Source organism: Streptomyces gottesmaniae, assembly GCF_031845845.1.
GTDB classification, from domain to species: domain Bacteria; phylum Actinomycetota; class Actinomycetes; order Streptomycetales; family Streptomycetaceae; genus Streptomyces; species Streptomyces akebiae.
The window spans coordinates 29,830-56,361 of record NZ_JAVRFJ010000016.1; the positions used below are offsets into that span (position 1 = coordinate 29,830).

The 26,532-nt window shown below is 71.1% G+C and carries 21 protein-coding genes; 13 read left to right on the plus strand and 8 right to left on the minus strand.

The genetic code is table 11. From position 1 onward, the window contains the following. The first annotated feature begins 88 nt into the window (after positions 1–88). Positions 89–355, plus strand: coding sequence for a DUF6343 family protein (locus RM704_RS19375; RefSeq protein WP_033527099.1), 267 nt, complete (start codon positions 89–91; stop codon positions 353–355). Between the two features lie 14 nt (positions 356–369). Here the strand turns inward: RM704_RS19375 and RM704_RS19380 are convergent, their stop codons facing one another. The 4 genes from RM704_RS19380 to rpsA all read right to left on the minus strand — a co-directional run bounded on the left by RM704_RS19380 (position 370) and on the right by rpsA (position 4,192). Continuing rightward, positions 370–750 (minus strand): tetratricopeptide repeat protein, encoded by a 381-nt coding sequence (locus RM704_RS19380; RefSeq protein WP_033527100.1) that lies wholly within the window; start codon positions 748–750, stop codon positions 370–372. Positions 751–799: 49 nt separating this feature from the next. Then, entirely contained in the window at positions 800–1,429 is a 630-nt protein-coding gene (gene coaE, locus RM704_RS19385) for a dephospho-CoA kinase (RefSeq protein WP_033527118.1), read from the minus strand. Positions 1,430–1,487: 58 nt separating this feature from the next. Next, positions 1,488–2,426: a PAC2 family protein gene (locus RM704_RS19390; protein WP_033527101.1), complete on the minus strand. Its 939-nt coding sequence runs from the start codon at positions 2,424–2,426 to the stop codon at positions 1,488–1,490. 266 nt (positions 2,427–2,692) lie between these two features. Further along, positions 2,693–4,192: a 30S ribosomal protein S1 gene (gene rpsA / locus RM704_RS19395; RefSeq protein ID WP_033527102.1), complete on the minus strand. Its 1,500-nt coding sequence runs from the start codon at positions 4,190–4,192 to the stop codon at positions 2,693–2,695. Between the two features lie 316 nt (positions 4,193–4,508). Between rpsA and RM704_RS19400 the strand changes: the two genes are divergently transcribed. Together RM704_RS19400 and hrpB are read left to right on the plus strand one after the other, a co-directional pair. Further along, positions 4,509–5,426: a class I SAM-dependent methyltransferase gene (locus RM704_RS19400; RefSeq protein ID WP_192829647.1), complete on the plus strand. Its 918-nt coding sequence runs from the start codon at positions 4,509–4,511 to the stop codon at positions 5,424–5,426. A 25-nt stretch (positions 5,427–5,451) separates the two neighbouring features. After that, positions 5,452–8,004, plus strand: a complete 2,553-nt coding sequence (gene hrpB, locus RM704_RS19405) for an ATP-dependent helicase HrpB (RefSeq protein WP_033527104.1) — start codon at positions 5,452–5,454, stop codon at positions 8,002–8,004. Here the strand turns inward: hrpB and pgfA are convergent. From pgfA to RM704_RS19420, 3 genes are all read right to left on the minus strand, one after another. After that, the gene (pgfA, locus tag RM704_RS19410) at positions 7,994–8,986 is read right to left on the minus strand and encodes a cell envelope lipid trafficking protein PgfA (RefSeq protein ID WP_033527105.1); all 993 of its coding nucleotides are present in this window, start codon (positions 8,984–8,986) and stop codon (positions 7,994–7,996) included. The two genes, hrpB and pgfA, sit on opposite strands and share 11 nt — an antisense overlap. Before the next feature lie 23 nt (positions 8,987–9,009). Beyond that, positions 9,010–9,144 carry an SPW_0924 family protein gene (locus RM704_RS19415; protein WP_107072277.1) on the minus strand — a complete coding sequence of 45 codons (135 nt, stop codon included), beginning with the start codon at positions 9,142–9,144 and terminating at the stop codon, positions 9,010–9,012. A gap of 162 nt (positions 9,145–9,306) precedes the next feature. Further along, positions 9,307–11,088, minus strand: a complete 1,782-nt coding sequence (locus RM704_RS19420) for a lytic transglycosylase domain-containing protein (protein ID WP_033527106.1) — start codon at positions 11,086–11,088, stop codon at positions 9,307–9,309. A gap of 376 nt (positions 11,089–11,464) precedes the next feature. Between RM704_RS19420 and RM704_RS19425 the strand changes: the two genes are divergently transcribed. Then, positions 11,465–12,316 (plus strand): DUF4184 family protein, encoded by an 852-nt coding sequence (locus RM704_RS19425; RefSeq protein ID WP_033527107.1) that lies wholly within the window; start codon positions 11,465–11,467, stop codon positions 12,314–12,316. Between the two features lie 500 nt (positions 12,317–12,816). Here the strand turns inward: RM704_RS19425 and polA are convergent, their stop codons facing one another. After that, on the minus strand, positions 12,817–15,543 hold the full coding sequence (gene polA / locus RM704_RS19430; RefSeq protein WP_033527108.1) for a DNA polymerase I: 2,727 nt from the start codon (positions 15,541–15,543) through the stop codon (positions 12,817–12,819). Between the two features lie 920 nt (positions 15,544–16,463). Here polA and RM704_RS19435 point away from each other — a divergent pair. The 9 genes from RM704_RS19435 to RM704_RS19475 all read left to right on the plus strand — a co-directional run bounded on the left by RM704_RS19435 (position 16,464) and on the right by RM704_RS19475 (position 26,465). Next, positions 16,464–18,743: an FdhF/YdeP family oxidoreductase gene (locus tag RM704_RS19435; RefSeq protein WP_033528033.1), complete on the plus strand. Its 2,280-nt coding sequence runs from the start codon at positions 16,464–16,466 to the stop codon at positions 18,741–18,743. Between the two features lie 66 nt (positions 18,744–18,809). Then, positions 18,810–19,298 (plus strand): PaaI family thioesterase, encoded by a 489-nt coding sequence (locus RM704_RS19440; protein WP_033528034.1) that lies wholly within the window; start codon positions 18,810–18,812, stop codon positions 19,296–19,298. 81 nt (positions 19,299–19,379) lie between these two features. Then, complete coding sequence (locus tag RM704_RS19445; protein WP_052146112.1) at positions 19,380–19,796, plus strand: hypothetical protein; 417 nt, start codon at positions 19,380–19,382, stop codon at positions 19,794–19,796. Next, entirely contained in the window at positions 19,793–20,455 is a 663-nt protein-coding gene (locus tag RM704_RS19450) for a hypothetical protein (RefSeq protein ID WP_033528204.1), read from the plus strand. Before RM704_RS19445 ends, RM704_RS19450 begins: the two co-directional genes overlap by 4 nt. A gap of 279 nt (positions 20,456–20,734) precedes the next feature. Beyond that, positions 20,735–21,964, plus strand: coding sequence for a branched-chain amino acid ABC transporter substrate-binding protein (locus tag RM704_RS19455; RefSeq protein WP_033528036.1), 1,230 nt, complete (start codon positions 20,735–20,737; stop codon positions 21,962–21,964). A gap of 108 nt (positions 21,965–22,072) precedes the next feature. Next, positions 22,073–23,005 (plus strand): branched-chain amino acid ABC transporter permease, encoded by a 933-nt coding sequence (locus RM704_RS19460; protein ID WP_033528037.1) that lies wholly within the window; start codon positions 22,073–22,075, stop codon positions 23,003–23,005. Positions 23,006–23,010: 5 nt separating this feature from the next. Then, positions 23,011–24,837, plus strand: coding sequence for a branched-chain amino acid ABC transporter permease (locus RM704_RS19465; RefSeq protein ID WP_033528038.1), 1,827 nt, complete (start codon positions 23,011–23,013; stop codon positions 24,835–24,837). Positions 24,838–24,840: 3 nt separating this feature from the next. Continuing rightward, positions 24,841–25,752, plus strand: coding sequence for an ABC transporter ATP-binding protein (locus RM704_RS19470; RefSeq protein ID WP_033528039.1), 912 nt, complete (start codon positions 24,841–24,843; stop codon positions 25,750–25,752). Beyond that, on the plus strand, positions 25,749–26,465 hold the full coding sequence (locus RM704_RS19475; RefSeq protein ID WP_033528040.1) for an ABC transporter ATP-binding protein: 717 nt from the start codon (positions 25,749–25,751) through the stop codon (positions 26,463–26,465). The genes RM704_RS19470 and RM704_RS19475 overlap by 4 nt, the downstream gene beginning before the upstream one ends. The last annotated feature ends 67 nt before the right edge of the window (positions 26,466–26,532 follow it).

Genomic DNA, 26,532 nt, shown 5'->3' on the forward strand with positions numbered 1-26,532 from the left:
ATCGTCTCCCCGTTCCCGTCGGTCCGGTGGAGAAACGTGCGGGACGGGGAGTACGTTTCCGAGTAGGACGAGGAGGAGTGGCGATCCGATGCGTACCGGCAGTGAACCGACGACAGCGCGCAGTCCTCTGCGGATGCGGCTCTGGCTGAGCGTATGGGGCATGGTCTGGGCGATCGCCGGGACGGCGGCCTTCGCTGTCGTCGGCCGTACCGGCTGGGCCGTCGCCTGCGGGGTGCTGTGGCTGATCGTCACCGTCGACCTAATCATGGTCCTGCGCCACATCCGTCAGGGCCCGCACTACCAGCCGGGCCGCGACGTCCCGCCGTACCAGCCGCCGAGGCATCACCAGCCGTAGCGGCGCCCCGGCCGTCAGGAGTCGAACCGGGCCGCTTCCAGGTACTGCGGGTTCGGGTCGAGGGCCGCGGCGAGCCGGAAGTGGCGTTTGGCCTGGTCGTCGCGGGCCTGGCGCTGATAGGTGCGGGCCAGGGCGAAGTGCGCGAACGCGTTGTCCGGTTCGCGCTCCAGGACGATGGTGAACTCCAGCTCGGCGGGCCGCAGTTGAGCCGCGGCGAAGAAGGCGCGGGCGCGCAGCAGGCGGGCGGCCGTGTTCTCGGGGTGCTCGGCTATGACGCGGTCGAGCAGCTTCACCGCGCCCCGCGGGTCTTTCGCGGCGAGCAGATGCTCGGCGGCACGGAAGTCGATGACATGCGTCTCCGGAGTACGTCCGGTGGAACCGCTGGTCTCGGGCACGGCTGAGTCCTTCCCTTGCTGGGACGGTTCAACGCCCCCCGCGCCCCCGCTATTCCTGTGGGTGTTCGGATCCTTCCCGGGGCGCGTGGGCCCGACGGGTGAGGTCCGCCCACACCTCCCGCACCTGTCGCCGCAGGTCGTCGAGGGGTACGTCGTTGTCGACGACGATGTCCGCGATCTCCAGCCGCTTCTCGCGGGTCGCCTGGGCGGCCATGCGCGCGCGGGCGTCCTCCGGTGTCATACCGCGCAGACGCACCAGGCGGTCGAGCTGGGTCTCGGGGGCCGCGTCCACGACGACCACCAGGTCGTACAGCGGTGCGAGGCCGTTCTCGGCGAGCAGGGGGACGTCGTGGACGACCACGGAGTCCTCGGCCGCGGCGGCCTCCAGCTCTCTGGAGCGGGCGCCCACCAGCGGGTGCACGATCGCGTTCAGCGCGGCGAGCTTCTGCGGGTCCGCGAACACGATGGAGCCCAGTTTCGGGCGGTCCAGGCCGCCGTCCGGCGCGAGGACGCCCTCGCCGAAGGTCTCGACGACCGCCGCGAGCCCGGGGGTGCCCGGAGCGACGACCTCACGCGCGATGCGGTCGGCGTCGATCAGCACGGCGCCGCACTCCACCAGCAGCCGCGACACCTCGCTCTTGCCGGCGCCGATGCCGCCGGTCAGACCCACTTTCAGCATGCCCGGCAGCATAGGCCCTGCCGCCGACACGACTGCGGGAGACCTTGATTCTCGGGGCTCAGCCCTCGCCCTCCCGCTCGGCCAGGAACTTCTCGAACTCCCGACCGATCTCGTCGGCGGAGGGGATCTCGACGGGCTCGGCGAGCATGTTGCCCCGCGTCTCGGCGCCCGCGGCGGCGTCGTACTGGTGCTCCAGGCCCTGCACGAGGGCGACCAGTTCCTCGTCGCCCTCCCGGATCTGCCGGTCGATCTCCGTCTGCGTGCGGTGCGCCTCCGTGCGCAGGGCGTGGGCGACGGAGGGCAGGACCAGGCCGGTGGCGGCCGTGACGGCCTCCAGGACGGTCAGGGCGGCGTCCGGGTAGGGCGAGCGGGCGATGTAGTGCGGCACGTGCGCGGCGACGCCCAGCACGTCGTGTCCGGCCTCCATGAGGCGGTACTCCACGAGGGACTCGGCGCTGCCGGGCACCTGGGCCTCCTCGAAGGGGCTGCGGTGGCCGGGGACGAGCCCGGCCCGGTTGCCGTGCGGGGTGAGGCCGACCGGGCGGGTGTGCGGGACGCCCATGGGGATGCCGTGGAAGTTCACCGACAGGCGCACGCCGAGCCGCTCCACGATCTGCTGGACGGCGGCCGCGAAACGCTCCCACTCCACGTCCGGCTCGGGACCGGACAGCAGCAGGAACGGTGCTCCGGTGGCGTCCTGGACGAGCCGCACCTCCAGGGCCGGAACCTCGTAGTCGCTCCAGCGGTCGCGCTTGAACGTCAGCAGCGGGCGGCGTGCCCGGTAGTCCACGAGCCGGTCGTGGTCGAAGCGGGCCACCACCTGGTGGGGCAGCGAGCCGAGGAGCCGTTCGACGATCTGGTCGCCCGTCTCACCCGCGTCGATGTATCCGTCGAAGTGGTAGAGCATGACAAGTCCCGCCGACTCCTGGGCGAGCGCCATGTCGACGACTGCCAGGCCCTTCGGCTCCCATGCGTACAAACCTTGCGGATCAAGCACTGTGAACGCTCCTCCTCGTGTTCGTACTCGACAACGCGGGAGCGGGCCCCGGCATTCCCCGCAACGCCTCCCGAACACGGCCCGGCACGAACGCCCGCGCCGGCGGTCGGGGGTGAGGCCGATCGGGTCACCGGCGAAGTGGGCGCGGCCGGTGGCGTGTTGCTCGGGGAGAGGTTTCAACACCCCGCCCCGGGACGCACTTCGGGCCCGCATCCGAGGTGGATGCGGGCCCGAGGTGTTATCGGCTAACGATCAGCCGTGAGCGTTCAGCTCTGGCCGCCGGCCAGCTTCTCGCGCAGGGCAGCCAGGGCCTCGTCCGAGGCGAGGGCACCGGAGGTGTCCGCACCCTCGGAGGAGTACGAGCCGCCACCACCCGCGGCCGGAGCCGCACCCGCGGCGTCGCCGCCCTCGGCCGCGGCAGCGGCGTCGGCCTCGCGGGACTTGATGACCTGGGCCTGGTGCTGCTCGAAGCGCTGCTGCGCCTCGGCGTACTGGCCCTCCCAAGCCTCGCGCTGGGTCTCGTAGCCCTCGAGCCAGTCGTTGGTCTCGGGGTCGAAGCCCTCGGGGTAGATGTAGTTGCCCTGGTCGTCGTACGACGCGGCCATGCCGTACAGCGTCGGGTCGAACTCGACCGAGGCCGGGTCCGAACCGAAGGACTCGTTGGCCTGCTTCAGCGAGAGGCTGATGCGACGGCGCTCGAGGTCGATGTCGATGACCTTGACGAAGATCTCGTCGTTGACCTGGACGACCTGCTCCGGGATCTCCACGTGGCGCTCGGCCAGCTCGGAGATGTGGACCAGACCCTCGATGCCCTCGTCCACGCGGACGAACGCACCGAACGGAACCAGCTTCGTGACCTTGCCGGGCACGACCTGGCCGATCTGGTGGGTCCGGGCGAACTGCTGCCACGGGTCTTCCTGGGTCGCCTTCAGCGACAGGGAGACGCGCTCGCGGTCCATGTCGACGTCGAGGACCTCGACCGTGACCTCCTGGCCGACCTCGACGACCTCGGAGGGGTGGTCGATGTGCTTCCAGGACAGCTCGGAGACGTGGACCAGACCGTCGACGCCACCCAGGTCCACGAAGGCACCGAAGTTGACGATCGAGGAGACCACGCCGGAGCGGACCTGACCCTTCTGGAGGGTCGTGAGGAACGTCTGGCGGACCTCGGACTGGGTCTGCTCCAGCCAGGCACGGCGGGACAGGACCACGTTGTTGCGGTTCTTGTCCAGCTCGATGATCTTCGCCTCGAGCTCCTTGCCCACGTAGGGCTGGAGGTCGCGGACACGGCGCATCTCGACGAGGGAGGCCGGCAGGAAGCCACGGAGGCCGATGTCGAGGATGAGACCACCCTTGACGACCTCGATGACGGTACCGGTGACGATGCCGTCCTCTTCCTTGATCTTCTCGATGGTGCCCCAGGCGCGCTCGTACTGGGCGCGCTTCTTCGAGAGGATCAGGCGGCCTTCCTTGTCCTCCTTCTGGAGAACAAGGGCTTCGATCTCGTCACCGACGGCGACGACCTCGTTGGGGTCGACGTCGTGCTTGATCGAGAGCTCGCGGCTCGGGATGACACCTTCGGTCTTGTAACCGATGTCGAGCAGGACCTCGTCCCGGTCGACCTTCACGATGACGCCGTCGACGATGTCGCCGTCGTTGAAGTACTTGATCGTCTCGTCGATCGCGGCGAGGAAGGCTTCCTCGTTACCGATGTCGTTGACCGCTACCTGCGGGGTGGTGGCGGTGGTCTCGGTGCTGCTCGTCATGTGGGAAAGGGCTCCGGTACGGACAGTGAGTCGTAGGTACTGCTACGCCGGGAGCCCGTATCGCTCTGAAGAAGCCGGACAGCCAAGGAAGCGCCCCATGACGAAAAGCCGGTGGCGCCTCGAAAACCGAGGGGACATACAACAGATGCGAGCGCAGCCTGCTACGTCTGAGGTGCGCAGGCCCGCAGCGCAACTTGTAGCATACGGGGGCAGCCAGGCAGGGTCAATGCGCGAAGGCGCACACCCGGGGCGGAACGCCGCATACCCGGCACAAAACCTGTCCCTTGAGGCCACGCAGGCCTGGGAGACCCCTTTCGTGACACCACCGGAGCGGGTCGCGGCACGCAGGTTACGGAAGAGTACGACGAGGGAGCCGATCATCCAAGAGCCCGTTGACCACGAAGCCGTCGAGGCCCACGGGGCCTCCGGTGCCGCCGGGACCGACGAAGCGGAGGCCACCCGGCGCGACGCCGGGGTGACGGAGAGTTCCCGGGCCAACCGGGGCTGGTGGGACCGGAACGCCGACGACTACCAGGTCGAGCACGGCACGTTCCTCGGCGACGACCGTTTCGTGTGGGGCCCGGAAGGGCTCGACGAGATCGAGGCGGAGCTGCTGGGCCCGCCCGAGGAGCTGAAGGGCAAGGACGTCCTGGAGATCGGCGCCGGGGCCGCGCAGTGCGCGCGCTGGCTGGCCGCCCAGGGGGCCCGCCCGGTGGCCCTGGACCTGTCCCACCGCCAGCTGCAGCACGCGCTGCGCATCGGGGGAGCGTTCCCCCTGGTGTGCGCCGACGCGGGCGATCTGCCCTTCGCGGACGCCTCCTTCGACCTGGCGTGCTCGGCGTACGGGGCGCTGCCCTTCGTCGCCGACCCGGTGCGGGTGCTGCGGGAGGTCCGCCGCGTCCTGCGCCCCGGGGGCCGTTTCGTCTTCTCGGTGACCCATCCGATCCGCTGGGCCTTCCCCGACGAGCCCGGCCCGGAGGGTCTGTCCGTCTCCTCCTCCTACTTCGACCGCACGCCGTACGTCGAGCAGGACGAGCGGGGGCGGGCGGTGTACGTGGAGCACCACCGCACGATCGGCGACCGCGTCCGGGACGTCGTGGCCGGCGGCTTCCGGCTGGTCGACCTCGTGGAGCCGGAGTGGCCCGCCTGGAACACCTCCGAGTGGGGCGGCTGGTCCCCGCTGCGCGGTCAGCTGATCCCGGGGACGGCGATCTTCGTGTGCGAGCGGGACTGAGACGGGCACGCGACACACTGGGGGCGTGATCCGTTACGACGCCCTGGACGCGCTGCCCGTTCGTGCTGCCCTGCCCTCGCTGGCCGACGCCCTGGAGGGGCACGGCACCGCTGTCCTCGTGGCGCCGCCCGGCACCGGCAAGACGACGCTGGTGCCCCTGGCTCTCGCGGGCCTGTCGGACGGCGGGCCGGCGCGTCGGGTGATCGTCGCCGAGCCGCGGCGGATCGCGGCGCGGGCGGCGGCCCGCCGGATGGCGTGGCTGCTGGGCGAGAAGGTCGGCGAGAGCGTCGGCCACACCGTGCGCGGCGAGCGGGTGGTGGGGCCCCGCACACGCGTGGAGGTCGTCACGACCGGCGTGCTGCTGCAACGGTTGCAGCGGGACCAGGAGTTGCCCGGGGTCGACGTCGTCGTGCTCGACGAGTGCCATGAACGGCATCTGGACGCGGACACGGTCGCGGCGTTCCTGCTCGACGTCAGGGCGGCGCTGCGGCCCGAGCTGCGGCTGGTGGCGGCGTCGGCGACGACGGACGCCGAGGGCTGGGCGCGGCTGCTGGGCGGGGCGCCGGTGGTGGCGGCCGAGGGGGTGTCGTATCCGGTCGAGGTGGTCTGGGCGCCGCCGGCCCGTCCGGTACGGCCGCCGCACGGGATGCGGGTGGACCCGGCGGCGCTGACGCATGTCGCGTCGGTGGTGCGGCGGGCGCTGACCGAACGGGAGGGCGACGTCCTGTGCTTCCTGCCGGGGGTGGGCGAGATCACGCGCGTGGCGGGACAGCTGGGCGGGCTCGGTGACGTGGAGGTGCTCCAGGTGCACGGGCGGGCGCCGACCGCGGTGCAGGACGCGGTGCTGGCGGGCGGGGAGCGGCGGCGGGTGGTGCTGGCGACGTCGGTGGCCGAGTCCTCGCTGACGGTGCCCGGAGTGCGGGTGGTCGTCGACTCCGGGCTCGCGCGCGAGCCGCGGGTCGATCACGCGCGGGGCATCGGCTCGCTGACGACGGTCCGGGCCTCGCGGGCGGCCGGACGGCAACGGGCCGGGCGGGCGGGGCGCGAGGCCCCGGGCACCGTCTACCGCTGCTGGGCGGAGGCCGAGGACGCCCGCCTGCCGCGCTTTCCCTCGCCGGAGATCAAGGTGGCCGACCTGACGGCGTTCGCGTTGCAGGCGGCGTGCTGGGGCGACCCGGAGGCCACCGGGCTGGCGTTGCTGGATCCGCCGCCCGGTGGGGCGATGGCGGCGGCCCGGAACGTCCTCTCCGCGATCGGCGCCGTCTCCCCCACGGGGCACGCCACGGAACGCGGTGTCCGTATGTCCCGGCTCGGCCTCCACCCGCGGCTCGCCCGCGCACTCCTCGACGCGACGCCGCTGGTGGGAGCCGAGTGCGCGGCCGAGGTGGTCGCGCTGCTGAGCGAGGAGCCGCCGCGGGAGTACGGCGACGACCTGGCCGCCGCGCTGCGCCGCGCCCGGCACGGGGGTGACGCCTACGCGGCTCGCTGGCGCACCGAGGTCCGGCGGCTGCGGACCGCGTCCTCGTCCGCGCCCGAGGCCGGGCCTCCTTCCCGCCCCGCCCCGGCCCTGGGCTCCCGGCCGGGTGGGACGCCGGCGGGTGCCGGGGGCGATCGGGGGGTCGGAGTGGTGGCGGCGCTGGCGTTCCCCGAGAGGGTGGCCCGGGAGGAGGGCGGGGCGTTTCTGATGGTGTCCGGGACCCGGGCAGAGGTGGCGGAGGGGTCCGGGTTGCGAGGGGTGGCCTGGATCGCCGTGGCCGTGGCCGATCGGGCGGTGGGGAGCGGGCACGCGCGCGTGCGGCTCGGGGTCGCGGTCGACGAGGGGGTCGCCCGGGAGGCGGCCGGGGAGCTGTACCGCCGGGACGAGGAGGTCGCGTGGCGGGACGGGGACGTCGTGGCGCGGCGGGTGGAGCGGCTGGGGGCGGTGGAGCTGGCGGTGCGGCCGTTGCGGGAGGCGGCGCCCGCACGCGTACGGCAGGCGTTGCTGGAAGGACTGCGGGACGAGGGGTTCGGGCTGTTGCGGTGGTCCCAGGACGCGGCGCGGTTGCGGGAGCGGCTGACGTTCTTGCGGGAGCGGTTGGGTGAACCGTGGCCCGATGTGTCCGACGGCGCCCTGCACGCGCGCGTGGAGGAGTGGTTGGAGCCCGAGGTGAGCCGGGCCCGCCGGCGGGCCGACCTCGGGCGGATCGATGCCGGGGAGGGGCTGAAGCGGCTGCTGCCGTGGGCCACGGGGGACGCCGTCCGGCTGGACGAGCTGGCGCCCGAGCGGATCGAGGTGCCGAGCGGGTCCCGGATCCGGGTCGACTACTCCCGGCCCGAACAGCCGGTGCTGGCGGTGAAGTTGCAGGAGATGTTCGGGCTGCGGGAGTCGCCGGTACTGGCCGGGGTGCCCGTGCTGGTGCATCTGCTGTCCCCCGCCGGGCGGCCCGCCGCCGTCACCGCCGATCTCGCCTCGTTCTGGCGGGACGGGTACCGGGCCGTGCGGGCGGAGCTGCGGGGCCGGTACCCCAGGCATCCGTGGCCGGAGGACCCGGCGACGGCCGAGCCCACCCGGTACACCAACGCGCGGCTCAGGCGTTGACCGGCTCGGACGCCGGGGGCCTCGCCGACTCCGGTTCGCCGGGCCTGCGGCCGCGGGCCTCGACGTAGAGGGAGAGGGCGAGGAGCAGCAGGCCGAGGCCGAGGAAGCCCCAGGGGAGGTAGGAGGTCATGAGGAGGACGAGGGTGCGCTGGGACGTGACCAGGTCGACGGTGTGCTCGATGTAGTCCTCGCGCATCTTCACGTGACCGGCGAAGGCGGTCACCTTCTCGCGGTCGCCCAGGAGCGTGCCGCCGCGCAGTTCCTCCTTGTGGATCTCCTCGCCGTAGACGGGGGCTCCGGTGACGGGTTCCACCCAGAACTTGCGGACCGTGGTGTACCAGCGGGTCGTGCCCGTCTGCGCGACCGTCTCCCGGGTGATGCCCTCCACGGGCATGGTCCGGGGGAAGGGCACCTCGGTCCAGGGGATGGTCTGTTCGAAGTAGTAGACCTCGACGCCGCGGAAGTCCTGGGTGCCCTTGTAGTGGATGGGGGCGGTGATCCGGGCCTGGGCGTCGAAGTACTCGTAGTCCCTCTTCTCCGTGAGGAAGGGCCACTTGAACTCCAGGCCCTGGCGTTCCACGGGGTCGCCGTCGACCATCTCGCCCTTGGCGTGGACGGGTTCCTGGGTGTGGGCGTCGAAGATGTAGCGCTCGGGGATGCGGGAGACCATCTCGCCGTCGGGGCCCTGGACGTAGGACAGTCCGTCCCAGACGACGACGTCCCGGTCGGTCGTCTTCTCGATCTCCTCGGAGGCCTCCACGTTGCCCTTGAGGGTCTGCACGATGGTGACCTTCGGCACCGTACGGGCGGTCATCGTGCCGTAGTCGAGGAGGGTGGCGTCCTTTGCCTCCAGGACCATGTCCTGGTACTGGTTCGCCGGAATCTTGGCCAGGTTCGGGAAGGCGTACCAGCGCAGCAGTGGGGACAGCGCGGTGAAGAACACGGCGAGCGCGAGCAGGATCAGACCGGCCCTACGGCGCATCTCGGGCCTCCCTCCCTGGCGGGTCACGGGTGTGCGGGGACCGTCGTCAGCAGTGGTTTCGGTGAGGTCTTCCCCGTCGGTGAGCCCAGCGCGGTGAGCGTGAACACCAGGGCGAACGCGAGGGCGAGACCGGTCGCGGCGGCGATCAGGGCGCGCATACGGACCTCCCGGCTACGGGCCTCAGGACGGGAACTGATACTTCGTCAGGTCCGGCACCGTAGCAACGGGCGGGCGAGATGAGAACACGTCGCGCACACACGGCGGCGGCGCCCCACCTCCGGGTGGGGCGCCGCCGTGGCCGTACGGACGGGCCGGGGGGTCTAGGACGCGCTGGGGCTCGGCGTCGTCGGCTCGGTCGTCTCGGTGGGCTGGGTGGGTTCGGTCGTCTCGGCCGGGGCCTCCACCTTCAGTTCGAGCGTGAGGGTCGCGCCGCCCTCGGTCTCGACGCGGAGCAGGAACGTGCCGGTGGCGTCGTCCGAGTAGAGCTTCGGGAGCGTGAGCAGACCGTCGGCGTCGGTCTTCAGGGCGGTCAGGGTGCGGATCGGGTTGCCCGCGGCGTCCTTGCCGAAGTAGGGGCCCTTGTCGTTCGCGGTGGGGTCGAGGACGGACTTGATCAGGGTCGCCTTGACGGCGACCTTGTCCGCGACCTCGCCCCGGTAGGTGGCCTTGAGCCCGATCTGCTCGGCGAACTCGCCGTTCGTCACGCAGGTCAGCGCGGCCGTGCCCGTGCGGGCGAGGGCGTCGGCCCGGCGGGCGGTGACGGTGACCTTGTGGTCCAGGGCGGTCACGGCGCGGCCCACGACGGTGGCCCGGACCGTGACGGTGCCGGTCTTCTCGCCGGCCACGAGCGCGGGGGCGGTGGCCTTGCCCGCGCTGTCGGTGATCACGGTCGCCACCTTCTCGCCGCCGATGAAGGTGGTGTCGGTGTCGCCGACGACGGTGAAGCGGACCCGGACCTTGGCGACGGCCTTGCCGGCCTTGGTCTCGGTGCGGGTGGCGAGCTTGCCGGTGAAGGTGTCCCCGGCCATGGCCGTGAGGTTGGACGCGCCCGCGTTCTCCAGGTGGTGCACGGTGTCCGTGGGGGTTTCCGGCGTCGCGGGCGGTGTGGTGGTGGGCGGTTTCGGGGTGCTGCCGCCGCCGCCCGGCTCGCCGCCGCCCGGCTTCTGCGGCTTCGACGGGGGCGACGGCTTGGGGCTCGGCGTGGAGTTGCCGCCACCGTTGTTGCCCTTGCCGTTGCCATTGCCGCTGTTGCCGGTGGTGTTGCTGTTCCCGCCACTGGGATTCCGGGGCAGGGAGCCGGTGCCGTCCGGGATCTCGTGGGTGCCGCCGCGGTAGTGCTCCAGCCACCTCATGACGGTGTTGTAGTACTCCGTCGAGTTGTTGTAGCTGAGGATCGCGCTGCGCAGGTTGGCGTCGTTCGACAGGTCCCAGTCGAAGCGGCACAGGTAGTGGCCGGCGGCGAGGGCGGCGTCGTAGACGTTGTTGGGGTCCTCGGCTCCGTCGTCGTTGCCGTCGCGGCCCGCCCACTCCCAGGTGGAGGGGATGAACTGCATGGGGCCGACCGCACGGTCGTGCGTGCGGTCGCCGTCGTAGGCGCCGTCGTCGGTGTCGCTGATGTTCGCGAAGCCGTTGCCGTTGAGCTGGGGACCGAGGATCTTGCCGATCGTCGTGCCCTCGGCGTCGACACGGCCGCCGCGCGCCTGGCCGGACTCGACCTTGCCGATGGCGGCGAGGAGTTGCCAGGGCAGGTTGCAGCCGGGCTTGGCCTCGCGCAGGGACGCCTCGGCCTGCTTGTAGGCGTCGAGGACGGTCGCGGGTATGCCGCGCTCGGAGCCGCCGGTCGTGCCCGAGCCGTCGCCCGTCCCCGTCGACGGGTTGGGGCTGTCGAGGGGCGGAAGGTCGGTGTAGTACCGGGAGTTGCCGGAGGCGGTCTCGTCGGCCTGGGTGCTCATCTCCGGGGAGGGCGAGCCCGTGGTCTGTCTGCCCGCGCCGTCGGTGGTCACCCCCGGGGCCTGGGAGGCGGCCATCGCCGCCACCGTGGCCGCGGCCAGGACGGTGGTGGCCGCCCCCTTGCGGAGCCTCAAACCGAACTGCGCCGCCATTGAGTGAACCCCTCCCGGTGACCGAACGCCTTGGCGTTCTTCCCGTCTCGTGCTGTCTCGGGTATTTCTTTCGGTTTCGCCGGGCCGGCTTCCCCGCCCAGGTACACCGACTCCGGAGTTCCGGTCTTGGTTGCGCTGTTCCGGCATTCCATTTCCAGAACTCCGGTGACCACCGCACCGACCGGCGCGACGGCCCAGGCGACCCTACGACAACTTCCGTCGCCCGGACACCCGTTCGTGCCCGATATTCACCGATTGGCCTTATCGGTTTGCTGTCCGCGGACGTCCTTCCGAGGGCCGAAACCCGGTCGCGCATACTGGCGACCGGTCATCGCCGGTCGACCCGTCCGGCCAAAGTCCGTCACAGGGGGACGACTTGCCCTTCACGCTCAGCCACGCGGCCGCCGTACTGCCCGCCCTGCGGGGAAACGGGACCGGACGCGGGCCCTTGGTGCCCTCGGTGCTCGTGGCCGGTTCGTTCGCGCCCGACATGACCTACTACGTGGCGAGTGTGCTGCCCGAGGCCATGGAGTTCGGGGATGTCACGCACTCCTTCGCCGGGGTCTTCACCGTCGACGTGCTCGTCACCTGGGCGCTGGTCGGGCTGTGGCTGATGCTCCGGGAGCCGTTGGTGGCGCTGCTGCCGAGGAGGCGGCAGGGCAGGGTGGCCGCGCTCGTGCGGTGCGGGACGGGCGCGCGGCGGTTCAGCCCGCCGGTGGCGCTGTGGTGGTACGTGTCGGCCGCCCTCGGTTCGCTGACCCATGTGGTGTGGGACGCCTTCACGCATCTCGACCGGTGGGGGATGCGGCTCTTCCCCGTCCTCGGCGAGGAGATCGCGGGCTCGCCGCTCTACTGGTACCTCCAGTACGGGGGCTCCGCGGTCGCGGCGGTCGTGCTCGCCGTCTTCGTCGTGCGGGCGTTGCGTCGGCAGCCGGTGGGCGAGCCCGTGGGCGTGCCGGTGCTCTCCTCGGCCGACCGGTGGGTGGCGGGCGTCGTCATCGGTGGGTGCGCGCTGGTCGCCGCGGCGCAGCGGGTGGCCCGGTGGTGGGCGCACTGGGGGTCGGTCGCCAAGCCGTACGAGGTCATCCCGACCGTGTGCTTCGGGGCGGGCGCCGGGCTGGTGGTCGGCCTGGTTCTCTACGGCGTCGGGGTCAGGGTGCGGCGCCCGGCTCCCGCCGTCGCGGCTCCCGCCGTCGACGCGGAGGCGGACAGTTCGGTCCGCCGCTGAGTACCGGGCGCCGGGCCGGGGCCCCGCTGGGGATGCGGGGTCTGGCGGCGCGTGCGGCGTACGGCGGGACGTGGCCGAGGAGGGCCGCCAGGGGGTGGGTCAGCGGCCAGGGGTAGAGGCTGTGCGGCCGCCGGACGCGGATGCGGTTCCAGGGGCCGCGGGTGAGGCGGGTTCGCACCCCTGACAGGCGGGTGGCAGCTGTCGCTGTACGACGGCGGAGCGTGCGTATGCCCATGCGGGCATCCTTACGGCTGTGCTCCGCCGGGGCGGCCTGATGTGGGCCGGTCGGGTGAGCAGGCGGGGGGTCGTGGGTGCGTTTTCGGGTGCGGCTCCGGTGGGGCTTCTCGCGCAGTTCCCCGCGCCCCTGAAAGGCCTACGGCCTTTCGGGCCGAAAAGCACGGGGCGCAGCCCCTGCTTTTCAGGGGCGCGGGGAACTGCGCGACCAGCCCCCACGCACCCGCACCCGAAAACGCCCCCCGCACCCACCCCACCTCCGTCGGCTAGTGCGCCGCCGACTCCCAGTCCGGGCCGTGGCCCACCGAGACGTCCAGCGGGGCCAGCAGGTGGACCGCGTTGGACATTTCGTGGCGGAGGAGTTGCTCGGTGCGCTCGCGTTCGCCGGGGGCGATCTCCAGGACGATTTCGTCGTGCACCTGGAGGAGCATGCGGGAGGCGAGACCCGCCTCGTCCAGGGCGCGGCCGACGTTGAGCATGGCGATCTTGACGATGTCGGCGGCGGTGCCCTGGATCGGTGCGTTCAGAGCCATCCGCTCCGCCGCCTCGCGGCGCTGCCGGTTGTCGCTGTTGAGGTCGGGCAGGTAGCGCCGACGCCCGAAGAGCGTCGCCGTGTACCCCGTCGCCCGCGCCTCCTCCACGACCCGGCGCAGATAGTCCCGCACGCCGCCGAACCGCTCGAAGTACGCGTCCATCAGGGCCCGCGCCTCACCCGCTTCGATGTTCAGCTGCTGGGAGAGGCCGAACGCGGACAGCCCGTAGGCCAGGCCGTACGACATCGCCTTGATCTTGCGGCGCATCTCCGCGTCGACCGCCGACTGCTCGACCCCGAAGACCTGGGCGGCGGCCGTGGTGTGCAGGTCCTCGCCGGAGGTGAACGCCTCGATGAGGCCCGCGTCCTCGGAGAGGTGGGCCATGACGCGCAGTTCGATCTGGCTGTAGTCCGCCGTCATCAGCGACTCGAAGCCCTCGCCGACGACGAAGCCGCGACGGATGGCCCGGCCCTCGTCGGTGCGGACGGGGATGTTCTGGAGGTTCGGGTCGACGGAGGAGAGACGGCCCGTGGCGGCGACCGTCTGGTTGAAGGTGGTGTGGATCCGGCCGTCCCCGGCGATCATCTTGATCAGGCCCTCGACGGTGACCCGGAGCCTCGCCTGCTCGCGGTGGCGGAGCATGATGACCGGCAGTTCGTTGTCCGTCTGTCCGGCGAGCCAGGCGAGGGCGTCCGCGTCCGTCGTGTAGCCCGTCTTCGTGCGCTTGGTCTTGGGCAGGCCCAGCTCGCCGAAGAGGACCTCCTGGAGCTGCTTGGGCGAGCCCAGGTTGAACTCGTGCCCCGCCGCCACGTGCGCCTCCTTCACCGCCTGCTGCACGGCGCCCGCGAACATCTGCTCCATGGCCTCCAGATGCGCCCGGTCCGCCGCGATGCCGTGGCGTTCCATCCGGGCCAGCAACGCGGAGGTGGGCAGCTCGACGTCGCGCAGCAGCTCCGCCGCGCCGACCTCCTCCAGCCGCTCCCCGAAGGCACCGCCGAGGTCGAGGATCGCGCGGGCCTGCACCATCAGCGCATCGGCCTCGGCACCCTCGTCCGCGCCGAAGGCCAGCTGGCCGTCGGCCGTGGCGGCGGGCGCCAGCTCGCGGCCCAGGTACTCCAGGGAGAGGGCGTCCAGGTCGAAGGAGCGGCGGCCCGGCTTGACCAGGTAGGCGGCGAGCGCGGTGTCCATGAAGACGCCGGCCACGGTCCAGCCGTGCTCGGCGAAGACCCGCATGGCGGCCTTGGCGTTGTGGAACACCTTCGGGCGGGCGGTGTCGGCGAGCCAGGCCGCCCACGCCGTCTCGTCGGTCTCGTCCAGCTGCGTCGGGTCGAACCAGGCGGCCGCTCCCCCGGCGGCGGCGAGCGCGATCTCGGCGACCGAGCCGGTGCCGAGCGCCCAGGTGTCGACCGTGGCGACGCCGAGGACGTCCGTGCCGTGCTCGGTGAGCCACGGGGCCAGTTCGCCGGTGCCGAGGACCGTGCCGTCCACCTCGACGCCGGGGGCGGCCGGCGAGCCGGCGTCGGCCTCCTCGGCGCCCGGGTCGACGGCGAGCAGACGCTCGCGCAGCGAGGGGTTGCGGATCTCCAGGGTGTCCAGGACCATCGCGACGGCCTTGCGGTCGTACGCGGCGCGCTCCAGGTCGCCCACGCCCTTGGGGAGTTCGACCGTGCGGACCATCTCGGTGAGGCGGCGGTTGAGCTTGACGGCCTCCAGGTGGTCGCGGAGGTTCTGCCCGGCCTTGCCCTTGACCTCCTCGACGCGCTCGACGAGATCGGCGAACGAACCGAACTGGTTGATCCACTTCGCCGCGGTCTTCTCGCCGACGCCGGGGATGCCGGGGAGGTTGTCGGACGGGTCGCCGCGCAGGGCCGCGAAGTCCGGGTACTGGGCCGGGGTGAGACCGTACTTCTCGAACACCTTCTCCGGGGTGAACCGGGTCAGCTCCGAGACGCCCTTGGTCGGGTAGAGCACGGTGGTGTGCTCGCTGACGAGCTGGAAGGAGTCGCGGTCACCGGTGACGATGAGGACCTCGAAGCCCTCGGCCTCGGCCTCGGTGGCGAGGGTGGCGATGACGTCGTCGGCCTCGAAGCCGTCGACGGCGAAGCGGACGGCGTGCATCGCGTCGAGCAGCTCGCCGATCAGCTCGACCTGGCCCTTGAACTCGTCCGGGGTCTTCGAGCGGTTCGCCTTGTACTCGGTGAACTCCTCCGAGCGCCAGGTCTTGCGGGAGACGTCGAACGCGACCGCGAAGTGGGTGGGGGCCTCGTCGCGCAGCGTGTTCGCCAGCATCGACGCGAAGCCGTAGATCGCGTTGGTCGGCTGGCCCGTCGCCGTCGTGAAGTTCTCCGCGGGCAGCGCGAAGAACGCGCGGTAGGCCAGCGAGTGCCCGTCCATGAGCATGAGCCGGGGACGGCTGCCGCCGGGGGTGCTGTCGGTCTTCTTCGATCCTGTCTCTGCCACGACCCCGATCCTGCCACGTGCCACTGACAGCCGGGCCCAGGGAGGTGCGGAGGACCGCGGTGAGACCGGGCCCCGGCTGGTTCGCCGCCGGGCACCGACACCGCGACCGGCCGATCACCGTCACGGCGGACCGTGGGGGGCGGGAGCCCGCCACGGGCCCCGCCGAGCTCGACCGCCGACCGCCGACCGCCGACCGCCGACTACCGACTACCGACAGGCCACGCCCCCGAGGCCCGCCGACCGGCCACGTGCCACTGACAGCCGGGCCCAGAGAGGTGCGGAGGACCGCGGTGAGACCCGGCCCCGGCTGGTTCGCCGCCGGGCACCGACACCGCGACCGGCCGATCACCGTCACGGCGGACCGTGGGGGGCGGCGGGAGCCCGCCACAGGCCCCGCCGAGCTCGACCGCCGACCGCCGACCACCGACAGGCCACGCCCCCGAGGCCCGCCGACCGGCCACGTGCCCACCGCCGCCCCGGCCCACGCCGAGCCACAGCCTCGGCGACCGCTCCGCCTCGGTCCCGGCCCCCGGCACACCCCGCCCCGCCGCCTGACCGCGTCAGCCCCGACCCACGCCCCGGCCACCATCCGCCCTGCCCAGTCCCCTCAGTCCGCCCCGATTCGGCGCAGCATCTCCACAGTCCCAGCCACCGATCCGCCTCAGCCCCGCCCCGGTACAAGCCCTGCACCGGCTCAAGCCCCCGGCCCCGTACAACCCCTGGCCCCGGCACAAGCCCCCGCCCCGCCCGCCTCGGTCCGACACCCGCCCCACAGCCCCTCCTCAATCCCGGCCCACCGCGCCCCCGCTCCCCCACCACCCCCCTCTCCGATCGCCCTCGTGCCCCTCCGATGACACGTGCGAGGATCGGAGACGTAGCCACCAGCCCGAACAGCACGTGTATGCGAATGGGGAGCAGTCATGGCCGGCAAGGCGCCGAAGAATGATCCGGTTCAGGACGCGCCCCAGGTCGCGGGGCCCAAGCACGCGGCGGCCGGGCTGCCGGCCATCGGGCACACCCTGCGGATCGCGCAGCAGCAGATGGGCGTGAAGCGGACCGCGCTGACGTTGCTCCGGGTCAACCAGAAGGACGGCTTCGACTGCCCGGGCTGCGCGTGGCCGGAGCCGGACCACCGGCACGCGGCGGAGTTCTGCGAGAACGGCGCGAAGGCGGTCGCCGAGGAGGCCACGCTCCGTCGGGTCACCCCGGAGTTCTTCGCCGCCCACAGCGTGGCCGATCTCGCCACGCGCAGTGGTTACTGGCTGGGGCAGCAGGGGCGGCTCACCCACCCCATGTATCTCCCCGAGGGGGGCGACCGGTACGAGCCGGTGTCCTGGGACCGCGCCTTCGACATCGTCGCCGAGGAGCTGAAGGCCCTCGACTCCCCCGACGAGGCGCTCTTCTACACCTCCGGGCGGACCAGCAACGAGGCCGCGTTCCTGTACCAGCTGTTCGCCCGGGAGTTCGGCACGAACAACCTGCCGGACTGCTCCAACATGTGCCACGAGTCGTCGGGCTCCGCGCTCTCCGAGACCATCGGCATCGGCAAGGGCAGCGTCCTGCTGGAGGACCTCTACAAGGCCGACCTGATCGTCGTCGCCGGGCAGAACCCGGGGACGAACCACCCCCGGATGCTCTCCGCGCTGGAGAAGGCCAAGGCGAACGGCGCGAAGATCATCACCGTCAATCCGCTGCCCGAGGCCGGTCTGGAGCGGTTCAAGAACCCGCAGACACCGCAGGGCATGCTCAAGGGCGCCGCGCTGACCGACCTGTTCCTCCAGATCCGCATCGGCGGCGACCAGGCCCTGTTCCGTCTCCTGAACAGGCTGATCCTGGAGACCGAGGGCGCGGTCGACGAGGAGTTCGTCCGCGAACACACCCACGGGTACGAGGAGTTCGCGGCGGCGGCCCGCGCTGCCGACTGGGACGAGACGCTCACCGCGACCGGTCTCACGCGCGAGCGGATCGACGAGGCCCTGCGCATGGTCCTCGCCTCGAAGCGGACCATCGTCTGCTGGGCGATGGGTCTCACCCAGCACAAGCACTCGGTGCCGACCATCCGTGAGGTGGTCAACTTCCTCCTGCTGCGCGGCAACATCGGCCGCCCCGGCGCCGGTGTCTGTCCGGTGCGCGGCCACTCCAACGTGCAGGGCGACCGCACGATGGGCATCTTCGAGCGGCCCGCCCCGGCGTTTTTGGACGCCCTGGAGAGGGAGTTCGGCTTCGCGCCGCCCCGGAAGCACGGTTACGACGTCGTACGGGCCATCAAGGCCATGCGCGACGACAGGGCGAAGGTGTTCTTCGCGATGGGCGGCAACTTCGTCTCGGCGTCCCCCGACACGGAGGTCACGGAGGCGGCGATGCGCCGTGCGCGGCTGACCGTGCACGTGTCGACGAAGCTGAACCGCTCGCACGCGGTCACGGGCGCGCGGGCGCTGATCCTGCCCACCCTGGGACGCACCGAGCGCGACCTCCAGGGCGGCGGCGAGCAGTTCGTGACCGTGGAGGACTCCATGGGCATGGTGCACGCCTCACGCGGCCGACTGGAGCCCGCGAGCGGGCAGTTGCTGTCCGAGCCGGCCATCGTGTGCCGGCTCGCCCGGCGGGTCCTCGGCGAGGACAGCCGTACGCCGTGGGAGGAGTTCGAGAAGGACTACGCGACGATCCGCGACCGCATCGCGCGCGTGGTGCCCGGGTTCGAGGACTTCAACGCGCGCGTGGCCGACCCGTCCGGCTTCGCCCTCCCGCACGCCCCGCGCGACGAGCGCCGCTTCCCCACCGCCACCGGCAAGGCCAACTTCACGGCCGCGCCGGTGGAGTACCCGCGGCTGCCCGAGGGCCGCCTGCTGCTGCAGACGCTGCGTTCGCACGACCAGTACAACACCACCATCTACGGCCTGGACGACCGCTACCGGGGCATCAGGAACGGCCGCCGGGTCGTGCTGGTCAACGCCGACGACGCGCGGGAGCTGAAGCTCGCCGACGGGTCGTACGTGGACCTGGTGGGCGAGTGGAAGGACGGCGTCGAGCGGCGCGCCCCCGGCTTCCGGGTGGTGCTCTACCCGACGGCGCGGGGCTGCGCGGCCGCCTACTACCCGGAGACCAATGTGCTGGTGCCGCTCGACTCCACCGCCGACACCAGCAACACCCCTGCCAGCAAGTCCGTCGTGGTCCGTCTGGAACAATCGTCCACCGACTGAGCGTTTGCTCAGCCGACCGGCGCCCCTCCGCCGGCGGCGCACGCGATCGACGACGAACGGAGCCCCATGGGCGAGCAGCACCACGTGAAGTTCCCGCAAGAGGTCATCGACGAGTACGCGACCCTCGGCATCGACCTGGTCGCGATGTTCTCCGCCGGGCACCTGGGCACCCGGATGGGCGTGCGGATCGCGGAGGCCTCGGCGGACCGGGTCGTCGGCACGATGCCCGTGGAGGGCAACACCCAGCCGTACGGGCTGCTGCACGGCGGCGCGTCCGCGGTGCTGGCGGAGACCCTGGGGTCGGTCGGCTCCATGCTGCACGCCGGCAGCTCCAAGATCGCCGTGGGGGTGGACCTGAACTGCACCCACCACAGGGGCGCACGGTCCGGGCTGGTCACCGGTGTCGCCACCCCGCTGCACCAGGGGCGCTCGACCGCGACGTACGAGATCGTCATCAGCGACGAGGACGGCAAGCGGGTCTGCACGGCCCGGTTGACCTGTCTGTTGCGGGACGCCCCGACCGCCCCGAGCGCGAGGGCCCGGAACGCGGAGTGAGACATGCGGACGAGGGGCGGGCCGGAGCGGGGACCTGTTCGCCTCTGGTCCCCCGGGGCTCGCAGGGCCTAGCGTCGGGGCATGGCAACGGGAGGAGCCCTCTGGCGGGGGGCGGTGCTCGGGCCGGCGCTGCTGATCGGCGTCCTGGTCACCGGGTGCGCGGGGGCGGGAGAGGCGGGCGGAGCAGCGAGCCCGTCCACGGCCACGGACGGCGGCGGCCCGCCCTCGCCGTCGGTGACCCCGCCCGAGGAACTGTGCGCGAAGCTCGTCTCGCACTGGTCGCTGGAGGTGCTGGACGGCGACACCTACGGGGATTATCAGGCCATGGGACTGTCGAACGGGCAGTACGACATCCTGCGGGAGGTCGTCGACGAGGCCAGGGCCGAGAAGAAGCGCGCGGGTTCCACCGCGGCGCGGCGGCTGATCGAGCGTCGGGCCCGGGCGGGCTGCCAGGAGTGGTACCGCTCGGGCGGTCCGGGCGAGGGGCCCTGGAGTTGAGCGGGATCGGCCCCGTGGAGCCGGGCGAGGGCACCCGCGCGTGGGACACGGCGGACGACGCGGCGGACGCGGGCACCCCGCCGGAGCCGCCCGAGCCGCCACGCGGACGGTACGCCCAGGTGTACGCGGCCCACCGCCGGGCCGTGCTCGCCGGTGCCGCGACGGTCGTCGTGCTCGCGGGCGGCGGCTACCTCTACGCCACGCGGCCCGCATCGGCGCCGAAGCCGGAGCCGACACCGCGGGAGACGCCGTACCCCTCCCAGGCCGTCGTCGTGAGCTACCTCGGCCCGGTGACGCGGTCCGGCCGGACGCCGCGTGGACGCTTCGGCTTCGAGGTGGAGCTGAGCGTGCGGTACGGCCCCCCGATCACCGTCGAACAGCTGACCCAGCCCTACGAGGGACTGTCCCTGCGCACGGACCCGAGGACTCCGTTCCGGATCGGGACCAAAACGGCCCAAAAGATCGTCGTCACCATGCGCGTCGTCGAATGCGGAAAAGCACCGGAGAGCGCCGGACTTCCATTCCTGGATGTAACTCTACGTAATACGCGCGCAATAGAAGCGCATAGTTTCATCCTGGGCGAGCGCTACGCACAGGACCTCTCCGACGCCCTCCAAGTCGCCTGTAGCAACGATTCAATGTCATCACCAAACGGCTGAACACTCCTGAACCTACCCGCGTCGACCCTGCACGTTCTCACTATGCGGACAGGGCGAATCGGCCTGAATTCCGCGCATCCACCCACTGAGTACCGCTCTGCATTACCTCGTGTCATAACAAGAGCGTCACAGCCTTGGTCAGACCCTCCTCCACGTTCCCCACACACGCTTAGAGTCACGCCCAGTCACCGCGCCAACGGAATCGAAGTCACGTCTTCGGCCCAGCGCTCGACTCGGCCACTTCCAACAGGAAGGGCCGTGCCAGGGAAAGGACTGATCGTGCGTCAACGTTCGCTCATCGCCATCACCGCCGCGCTGGCGGCGGGAGCACTTACTCTCACCGCCTGTGGTTCGCGCGACGACGACAAGGGCGGCTCGGACACCGGCAGTGGCACCACTGTCGTCATCGGCGTCGACGCCCCGCTGACCGGTGACCTCTCGGCGCTGGGCCTCGGCATCAAGAACTCCGCCGACCTCGCCGCCAAGACCGCCAACAAGGACAAGTACGTCGAGGGCATAACCTTCGAGATCGAGGCCCTCGACGACCAGGCGCAGCCCTCCTCGGGCCAGCAGAACGCCACCACGTTCGTCGCCAACAAGGACGTCCTCGGCGTGGTCGGCCCCCTGAACTCCTCGGTCGCCGAGTCCATGCAGAAGGTCTTCGACGACGCCAAACTCGTCGAGGTCTCCCCGGCCAACACCGGCCCGACCCTCACCCAGGGCGCCGACTGGCAGACCAAGAAGGTCCGCCCGTACAAGTCGTACTTCCGCACCGCGACCACGGACGCCATCCAGGGCCCGTTCGCCGCGCAGTACCTGTACAACGACGCCAAGAAGAAGAAGGTCTTCGTCATAGACGACAAGAAGACCTACGGCGCCGGCCTGGCCGCCACCTTCACCGACGAGTTCAAGAAGCTCGGCGGCGAGGTCGTCGGCACCGAGCACATCGACCCCGAGACCAAGGACTTCTCCACGGTCGCCACCAAGGTCAAGAACTCCGGCGCCGACGTCGTCTACTACGGCGGCGAGTACCCGCAGTCCGGCCCGCTGACCAAGCAGATCAAGGCCGCGGGCGCCAAGATCCCGGTCGCCGGCGGCGACGGCATGTACGACCCGACCTACATCGAGCTCGGCGGCAGCGCCAGCACCGGCGACTTCGCCACCTCCGTCGGCGCCCCGGTCGAGGAGCTCCCCTCCGCCAAGACGTTCATCGAGGACTACAAGGCCGGCGGCTACAAGGAGCCTTACGCGGCCTACGGCGGCTACTCCTACGACTCCGCCTGGGCGATCATCGAAGCCGTGAAGAAGGTCGTCGAGGACAACGACGGCAAGCTTCCCGACGACGCCCGCGCCAAGATCACCGAGGCCATGCAGAACGTCTCGTTCGACGGCGTCACCGGCAAGGTCTCCTTCGACGAGTACGGCGACACGACCAACAAGCAGCTCACGGTCTACAAGGTCGAGGGCGGCGAGTGGAAGGCGGTCAAGTCCGGCACCTACGCCGGTTGATCCCACCCGCACACATCTGAGCCGCGCGGGGCGCTGCACCATGGCGCCCCGCGCGGACTCGCATCCGGTCACATTCGTCGAACATCCGAAAGTCTCGGAGGACATGCGGTGAACGAACTGCCGCAGCAGCTGGTCAACGGCCTGCTACTAGGATCCATGTACGGGCTGGTCGCCATCGGCTACACGATGGTCTATGGCATCGTCCAGCTCATCAACTTCGCCCACGGTGAGATATTCATGCTGGGCGGCTTCGGCGCCATCACGGTCTACCTGTACGTGCTGCCCGACGGCACGAGCATGTGGGTGGCGCTCCCGCTGATGCTCGTCGGAGGCATCATCGTCGCCGTGCTCGCCGCCGTGGGAGCGGAACGCCTGGCCTACCGGCCCCTGCGCACCGCACCCCGCCTCGCCCCCCTCATCACCGCCATCGGCCTCTCCCTGGCCCTGCAGCAGGCGGTGTGGGCCTGGTACCCGGACGCCAAGGAGTCCATCAACTTCCCCCACATCGAGGGCGGCCCCTTCGAGATCGGGAACGTCACCATCCAGACCGGTGACATCTTCCTCCTCGTCGCCGCCCCGATCAGCATGGCGATCCTCGCCTACTTCGTCATGAAGACCCGCACCGGCCGCGGCATGCAGGCCACCGCGCAGGACCCCGACACCGCCAAGCTCATGGGCATCAACACCGACCGCATCATCGTGGTCGCCTTCGCCCTCGGCGCCGCGTTCGCCGCCGTCGGAGCCGTCGCCTACGGCCTCAAGTACGGCCAGGTCCAGTTCCGCATGGGCTTCATCCTCGGCCTCAAGGCCTTCACCGCGGCCGTCCTCGGCGGCATCGGCAACATCTACGGCGCCATGCTCGGCGGCGTCGTCCTCGGCCTCGCCGAAGCCCTCTCCACCGCCTACATCGCCGACATCCCCGGCATGGAGCAGTTCGGCAGCCAGTCCTGGGCCAACGTCTGGGCGTTCGTACTCCTCATCCTCGTCCTCCTGTTCAGGCCACAGGGCCTGCTCGGAGAGCGCGTGGCGGACAGGGCGTGACACCGATGACCACACACACCACCGCGACTCCCGCACCCGCCGCCAAGCACGACACCACCCCCCGTGGCCTCGTCGCCCTCCCCGAGAACACAGGCCGCGCCCTCGCCACCGGCGGCGGCGCCCTCGCCGTGATCTCCACCTTCCTCGCCTGGACGTGGACCTCCGCCTTCCCCGGCGACCTCACCGTCTACGGCTACCCCGGCGGCCTCCAGGTCCTCGTCCTCATCGGCGGCGCCCTCACGGCCCTCTTCGGCCTCGCCTCCTACGGCATCAAGGGCCTCGGCTGGCTCGTCCCCGCCGGCGCCGACAGCTCCATCAAGCTCGCCGCACTCGGCACCTTCACCACCGCCTGGTACACGATCCTCGCGATCACCATCCAGCTCGGCGGGCTCGTCAACCTCGAACCCGGCGCCTACGTCGCGGCCGTCGCCACCCTCGCCGCCCTCCTCGGCGCACTCGCCCTGCCGTTCGAACGACCGGCACCCGAGACCGCCGACCCCGAGGACACCGCCTGGGAAGAGTTCCTGCTCGGCGCACGCAACGCCCGCGCCGTCATGAAGGCCTGCTTCGCCCCCGGCACCGCCGCCCCGGCCCGCAAGATCCCCGCCTACGCCGAGATCCTGATCATCGTCGCGGCCATGGCGGTGGGCCTGCTCGTCTTCACCTACGGCATCGGCACCGAGTACGACGAACTCTTCGTCGGCTTCCTGATCACCGCCGGCTTCGCCATCGGCGCCCTCTCCAAGGCCGGCCTCGTCGCCCGGGTCTCCGCCGTCACCGCCAAGCACCGCACGGTCACCATGATCGGCGCGTTCACCGCGGCCGCCGCGTTCCCCTTCACCCAGTCCGACGACCAGTACGCGACCATCGGCGTCTACATCCTGATCTTCGCCACCGTCGCCCTCGGCCTCAACATCGTCGTCGGCCTCGCCGGCCTCCTCGACCTCGGATACGTCGCCTTCCTCGGCGTCGGCGCCTACACCGCGGCCATGGTCTCCGGCTCGCCCTCCTCCCCCTTCGACATCCACCTGCCCTTCTGGGCCAGCGCCATCCTCGGCGCCGTCGTCGCCATGATCTTCGGCGTCATCATCGGCGCCCCGACCCTGCGGCTGCGCGGCGACTACCTCGCCATCGTCACCCTCGGCTTCGGTGAGATCTTCCGCCTCGCCGTCCTCAACATGGACGGCACCTCGGGCCCCGACATCACCAACGGCTCCAACGGCATCTCCTCGATCCCGAACCTCAACATCCTCGGCTTCGACTTCGGCCAGGAACACACCATCGCCGGGTTCACCATCGCCCGGTTCGCCAACTACTTCTTCCTCATGCTGCTCATCACGCTCGTCGTCGTGGTGGTCTTCCGACGCAGCAGCGACTCCCGCATCGGCCGCGCCTGGATCGCCATCCGCGAGGACGAGACCGCGGCACTCGCCATGGGCATCAACGGCTTCCGGGTCAAGCTCATCGCCTTCGCCCTCGGCGCCGCACTCGCCGGCCTCGCCGGCACCGTCCAGGCACACGTCACCTACACCGTGACCCCCGAGCAGTACCAGTTCGCCCACGTCGTCCCGCCCAACTCGGCGTTCCTCCTCGCGGCCGTCGTCCTCGGCGGCATGGGCACCATCAGCGGCCCCCTCGTCGGCGCCGCACTGCTCTACCTCATCCCGGCCAAGCTCCAGTTCCTCGGCGACTACCAGCTCTTCGCCTTCGGACTCGCACTCGTCCTGCTCATGCGGTTCCGCCCGGAAGGCCTCATCCCCAACCGGCGCCGCCAGCTCGAATTCCACGAAGACGCCGAAGCACCCACAGTCCTCAGCAAGGCAGGGGCCTGACCCATGACCACCGACACCACCACCAAGGACGTCGCACCCGGCGCCAACGCCCCCGGGGAAACGGTCCTCGACGCACGCGGCGTGACCATGCGCTTCGGCGGCCTCACCGCCGTACGCAACGTCAACCTCACCGTCAACAGCGGCGAGATCGTCGGACTCATCGGCCCCAACGGCGCCGGCAAGACGACCTTCTTCAACTGCCTCACCGGCCTCTACATCCCCACCGAGGGAGAGGTCCGCTACAAGGGCCAGATCCTGCCGCCCAAGTCCTTCAAGGTCACCGCGGCCGGCATCGCCCGCACCTTCCAGAACATCCGTCTCTTCGCCAACATGACGGTCCTGGAGAACGTCCTCGTCGGACGCCACACCCGCACCAAGGAAGGCCTCTGGTCCGCCCTCCTGCGCGGCCCCGGCTTCCACAAGGCGGAGAAGGCCTCCCGCGAACGCGCCATGGAACTCCTCGCGTTCGTCGGCCTCGACGCCAAGGCCGAACACCTCGCCCGCAACCTCCCCTACGGCGAACAGCGCAAGCTGGAGATCGCACGCGCGCTGGCGAGCGAGCCCGGCCTGCTCCTCCTCGACGAGCCCACCGCCGGCATGAACCCCCAGGAGACGCGAGCCACCGAGGAACTGGTCTTCGCCATCCGCGACAAGGGCATCGCCGTCCTCGTCATCGAGCACGACATGCGGTTCATCTTCAACCTCTGCGACCGCGTCGCCGTCCTCGTCCAGGGCGAGAAACTCGTCGAGGGCGACAGCGCCACCGTGCAGGGCGACGAGCGCGTCGTCGCCGCCTACCTCGGCGAACCCTTCGAGGACGCACCCGGCCAGGAAGAGATCGCCGAGGTCGAAGCCGCCGAAGCACACGCCGAGGCCACGACCGACGACGCGCCCGGCAAGGAGAACGACCGATGACCGCACTGCTCGAAGTAGAGGACCTCCGGGTCGCCTACGGCAAGATCGAAGCCGTCAAGGGCATCTCCTTCAAGGTCGACGCCGGCGAGGTCGTCACCCTCATCGGCACCAACGGCGCCGGCAAGACCACCACCCTGCGCACCCTCTCGGGCCTCCTCAAGCCCGTCGGCGGCCAGGTCAAGTTCAACGGCAAGTCGCTCAAGAAGATCCCCGCGCACGACATCGTCTCGCTCGGACTCGCCCACTCCCCCGAGGGGCGGCACATCTTCCCGCGCATGACCATCGAGGACAACCTCCGCCTCGGCGCCTTCCTGCGCAACGACAAGCCCGGCATCGAGAAGGACATCCAGCGCGCCTACGACCTCTTCCCCATCCTGGGAGAGCGCCGCAAGCAGGCCGCCGGAACCCTCTCCGGCGGTGAGCAGCAGATGCTGGCCATGGGCCGCGCACTCATGTCCCAGCCGAAACTGCTCATGCTGGACGAGCCCTCCATGGGCCTCTCGCCGATCATGATGCAGAAGATCATGGCCACGATCGCCGAGCTGAAGTCCCAGGGCACCACCATCCTGCTCGTCGAACAGAACGCCCAGGCGGCGCTCTCCCTCGCCGATCAGGGCCACGTCATGGAGATCGGCAAGATCGTCCTCTCGGGCTCCGGCTCCGACCTCCTGCACGACGAGTCGGTCCGCAAGGCCTACCTCGGCGAGGACTAGCCTCCGGCCCACCGACGACGAGGCCCGCATCCCCTTTCAGGTAGGGGGTGCGGGCCTCGTCGTATCC

What these genes read in the sequence shown, in the direction of transcription:
- RM704_RS19375 (WP_033527099.1), top strand. Translation starts at nt 89, where the DNA reads ATGCGTACCGGCAGTGAACCGACGACAGCGCGCAGTCCTCTGCGGATG.
- coaE (WP_033527118.1), bottom strand. Translation starts at nt 1,429, where the DNA reads ATGCTGAAAGTGGGTCTGACCGGCGGCATCGGCGCCGGCAAGAGCGAG.
- rpsA (WP_033527102.1), bottom strand. Translation starts at nt 4,192, where the DNA reads ATGACGAGCAGCACCGAGACCACCGCCACCACCCCGCAGGTAGCGGTC.
- pgfA (WP_033527105.1), bottom strand. Translation starts at nt 8,986, where the DNA reads ATGCGCCGTAGGGCCGGTCTGATCCTGCTCGCGCTCGCCGTGTTCTTC.
- RM704_RS19415 (WP_107072277.1), bottom strand. Translation starts at nt 9,144, where the DNA reads ATGCGCGCCCTGATCGCCGCCGCGACCGGTCTCGCCCTCGCGTTCGCC.
- RM704_RS19420 (WP_033527106.1), bottom strand. Translation starts at nt 11,088, where the DNA reads ATGGCGGCGCAGTTCGGTTTGAGGCTCCGCAAGGGGGCGGCCACCACC.
- RM704_RS19435 (WP_033528033.1), top strand. Translation starts at nt 16,464, where the DNA reads ATGGCCGGCAAGGCGCCGAAGAATGATCCGGTTCAGGACGCGCCCCAG.
- RM704_RS19440 (WP_033528034.1), top strand. Translation starts at nt 18,810, where the DNA reads ATGGGCGAGCAGCACCACGTGAAGTTCCCGCAAGAGGTCATCGACGAG.
- RM704_RS19445 (WP_052146112.1), top strand. Translation starts at nt 19,380, where the DNA reads ATGGCAACGGGAGGAGCCCTCTGGCGGGGGGCGGTGCTCGGGCCGGCG.
- RM704_RS19465 (WP_033528038.1), top strand. Translation starts at nt 23,011, where the DNA reads ATGACCACACACACCACCGCGACTCCCGCACCCGCCGCCAAGCACGAC.
- RM704_RS19470 (WP_033528039.1), top strand. Translation starts at nt 24,841, where the DNA reads ATGACCACCGACACCACCACCAAGGACGTCGCACCCGGCGCCAACGCC.
- RM704_RS19475 (WP_033528040.1), top strand. Translation starts at nt 25,749, where the DNA reads ATGACCGCACTGCTCGAAGTAGAGGACCTCCGGGTCGCCTACGGCAAG.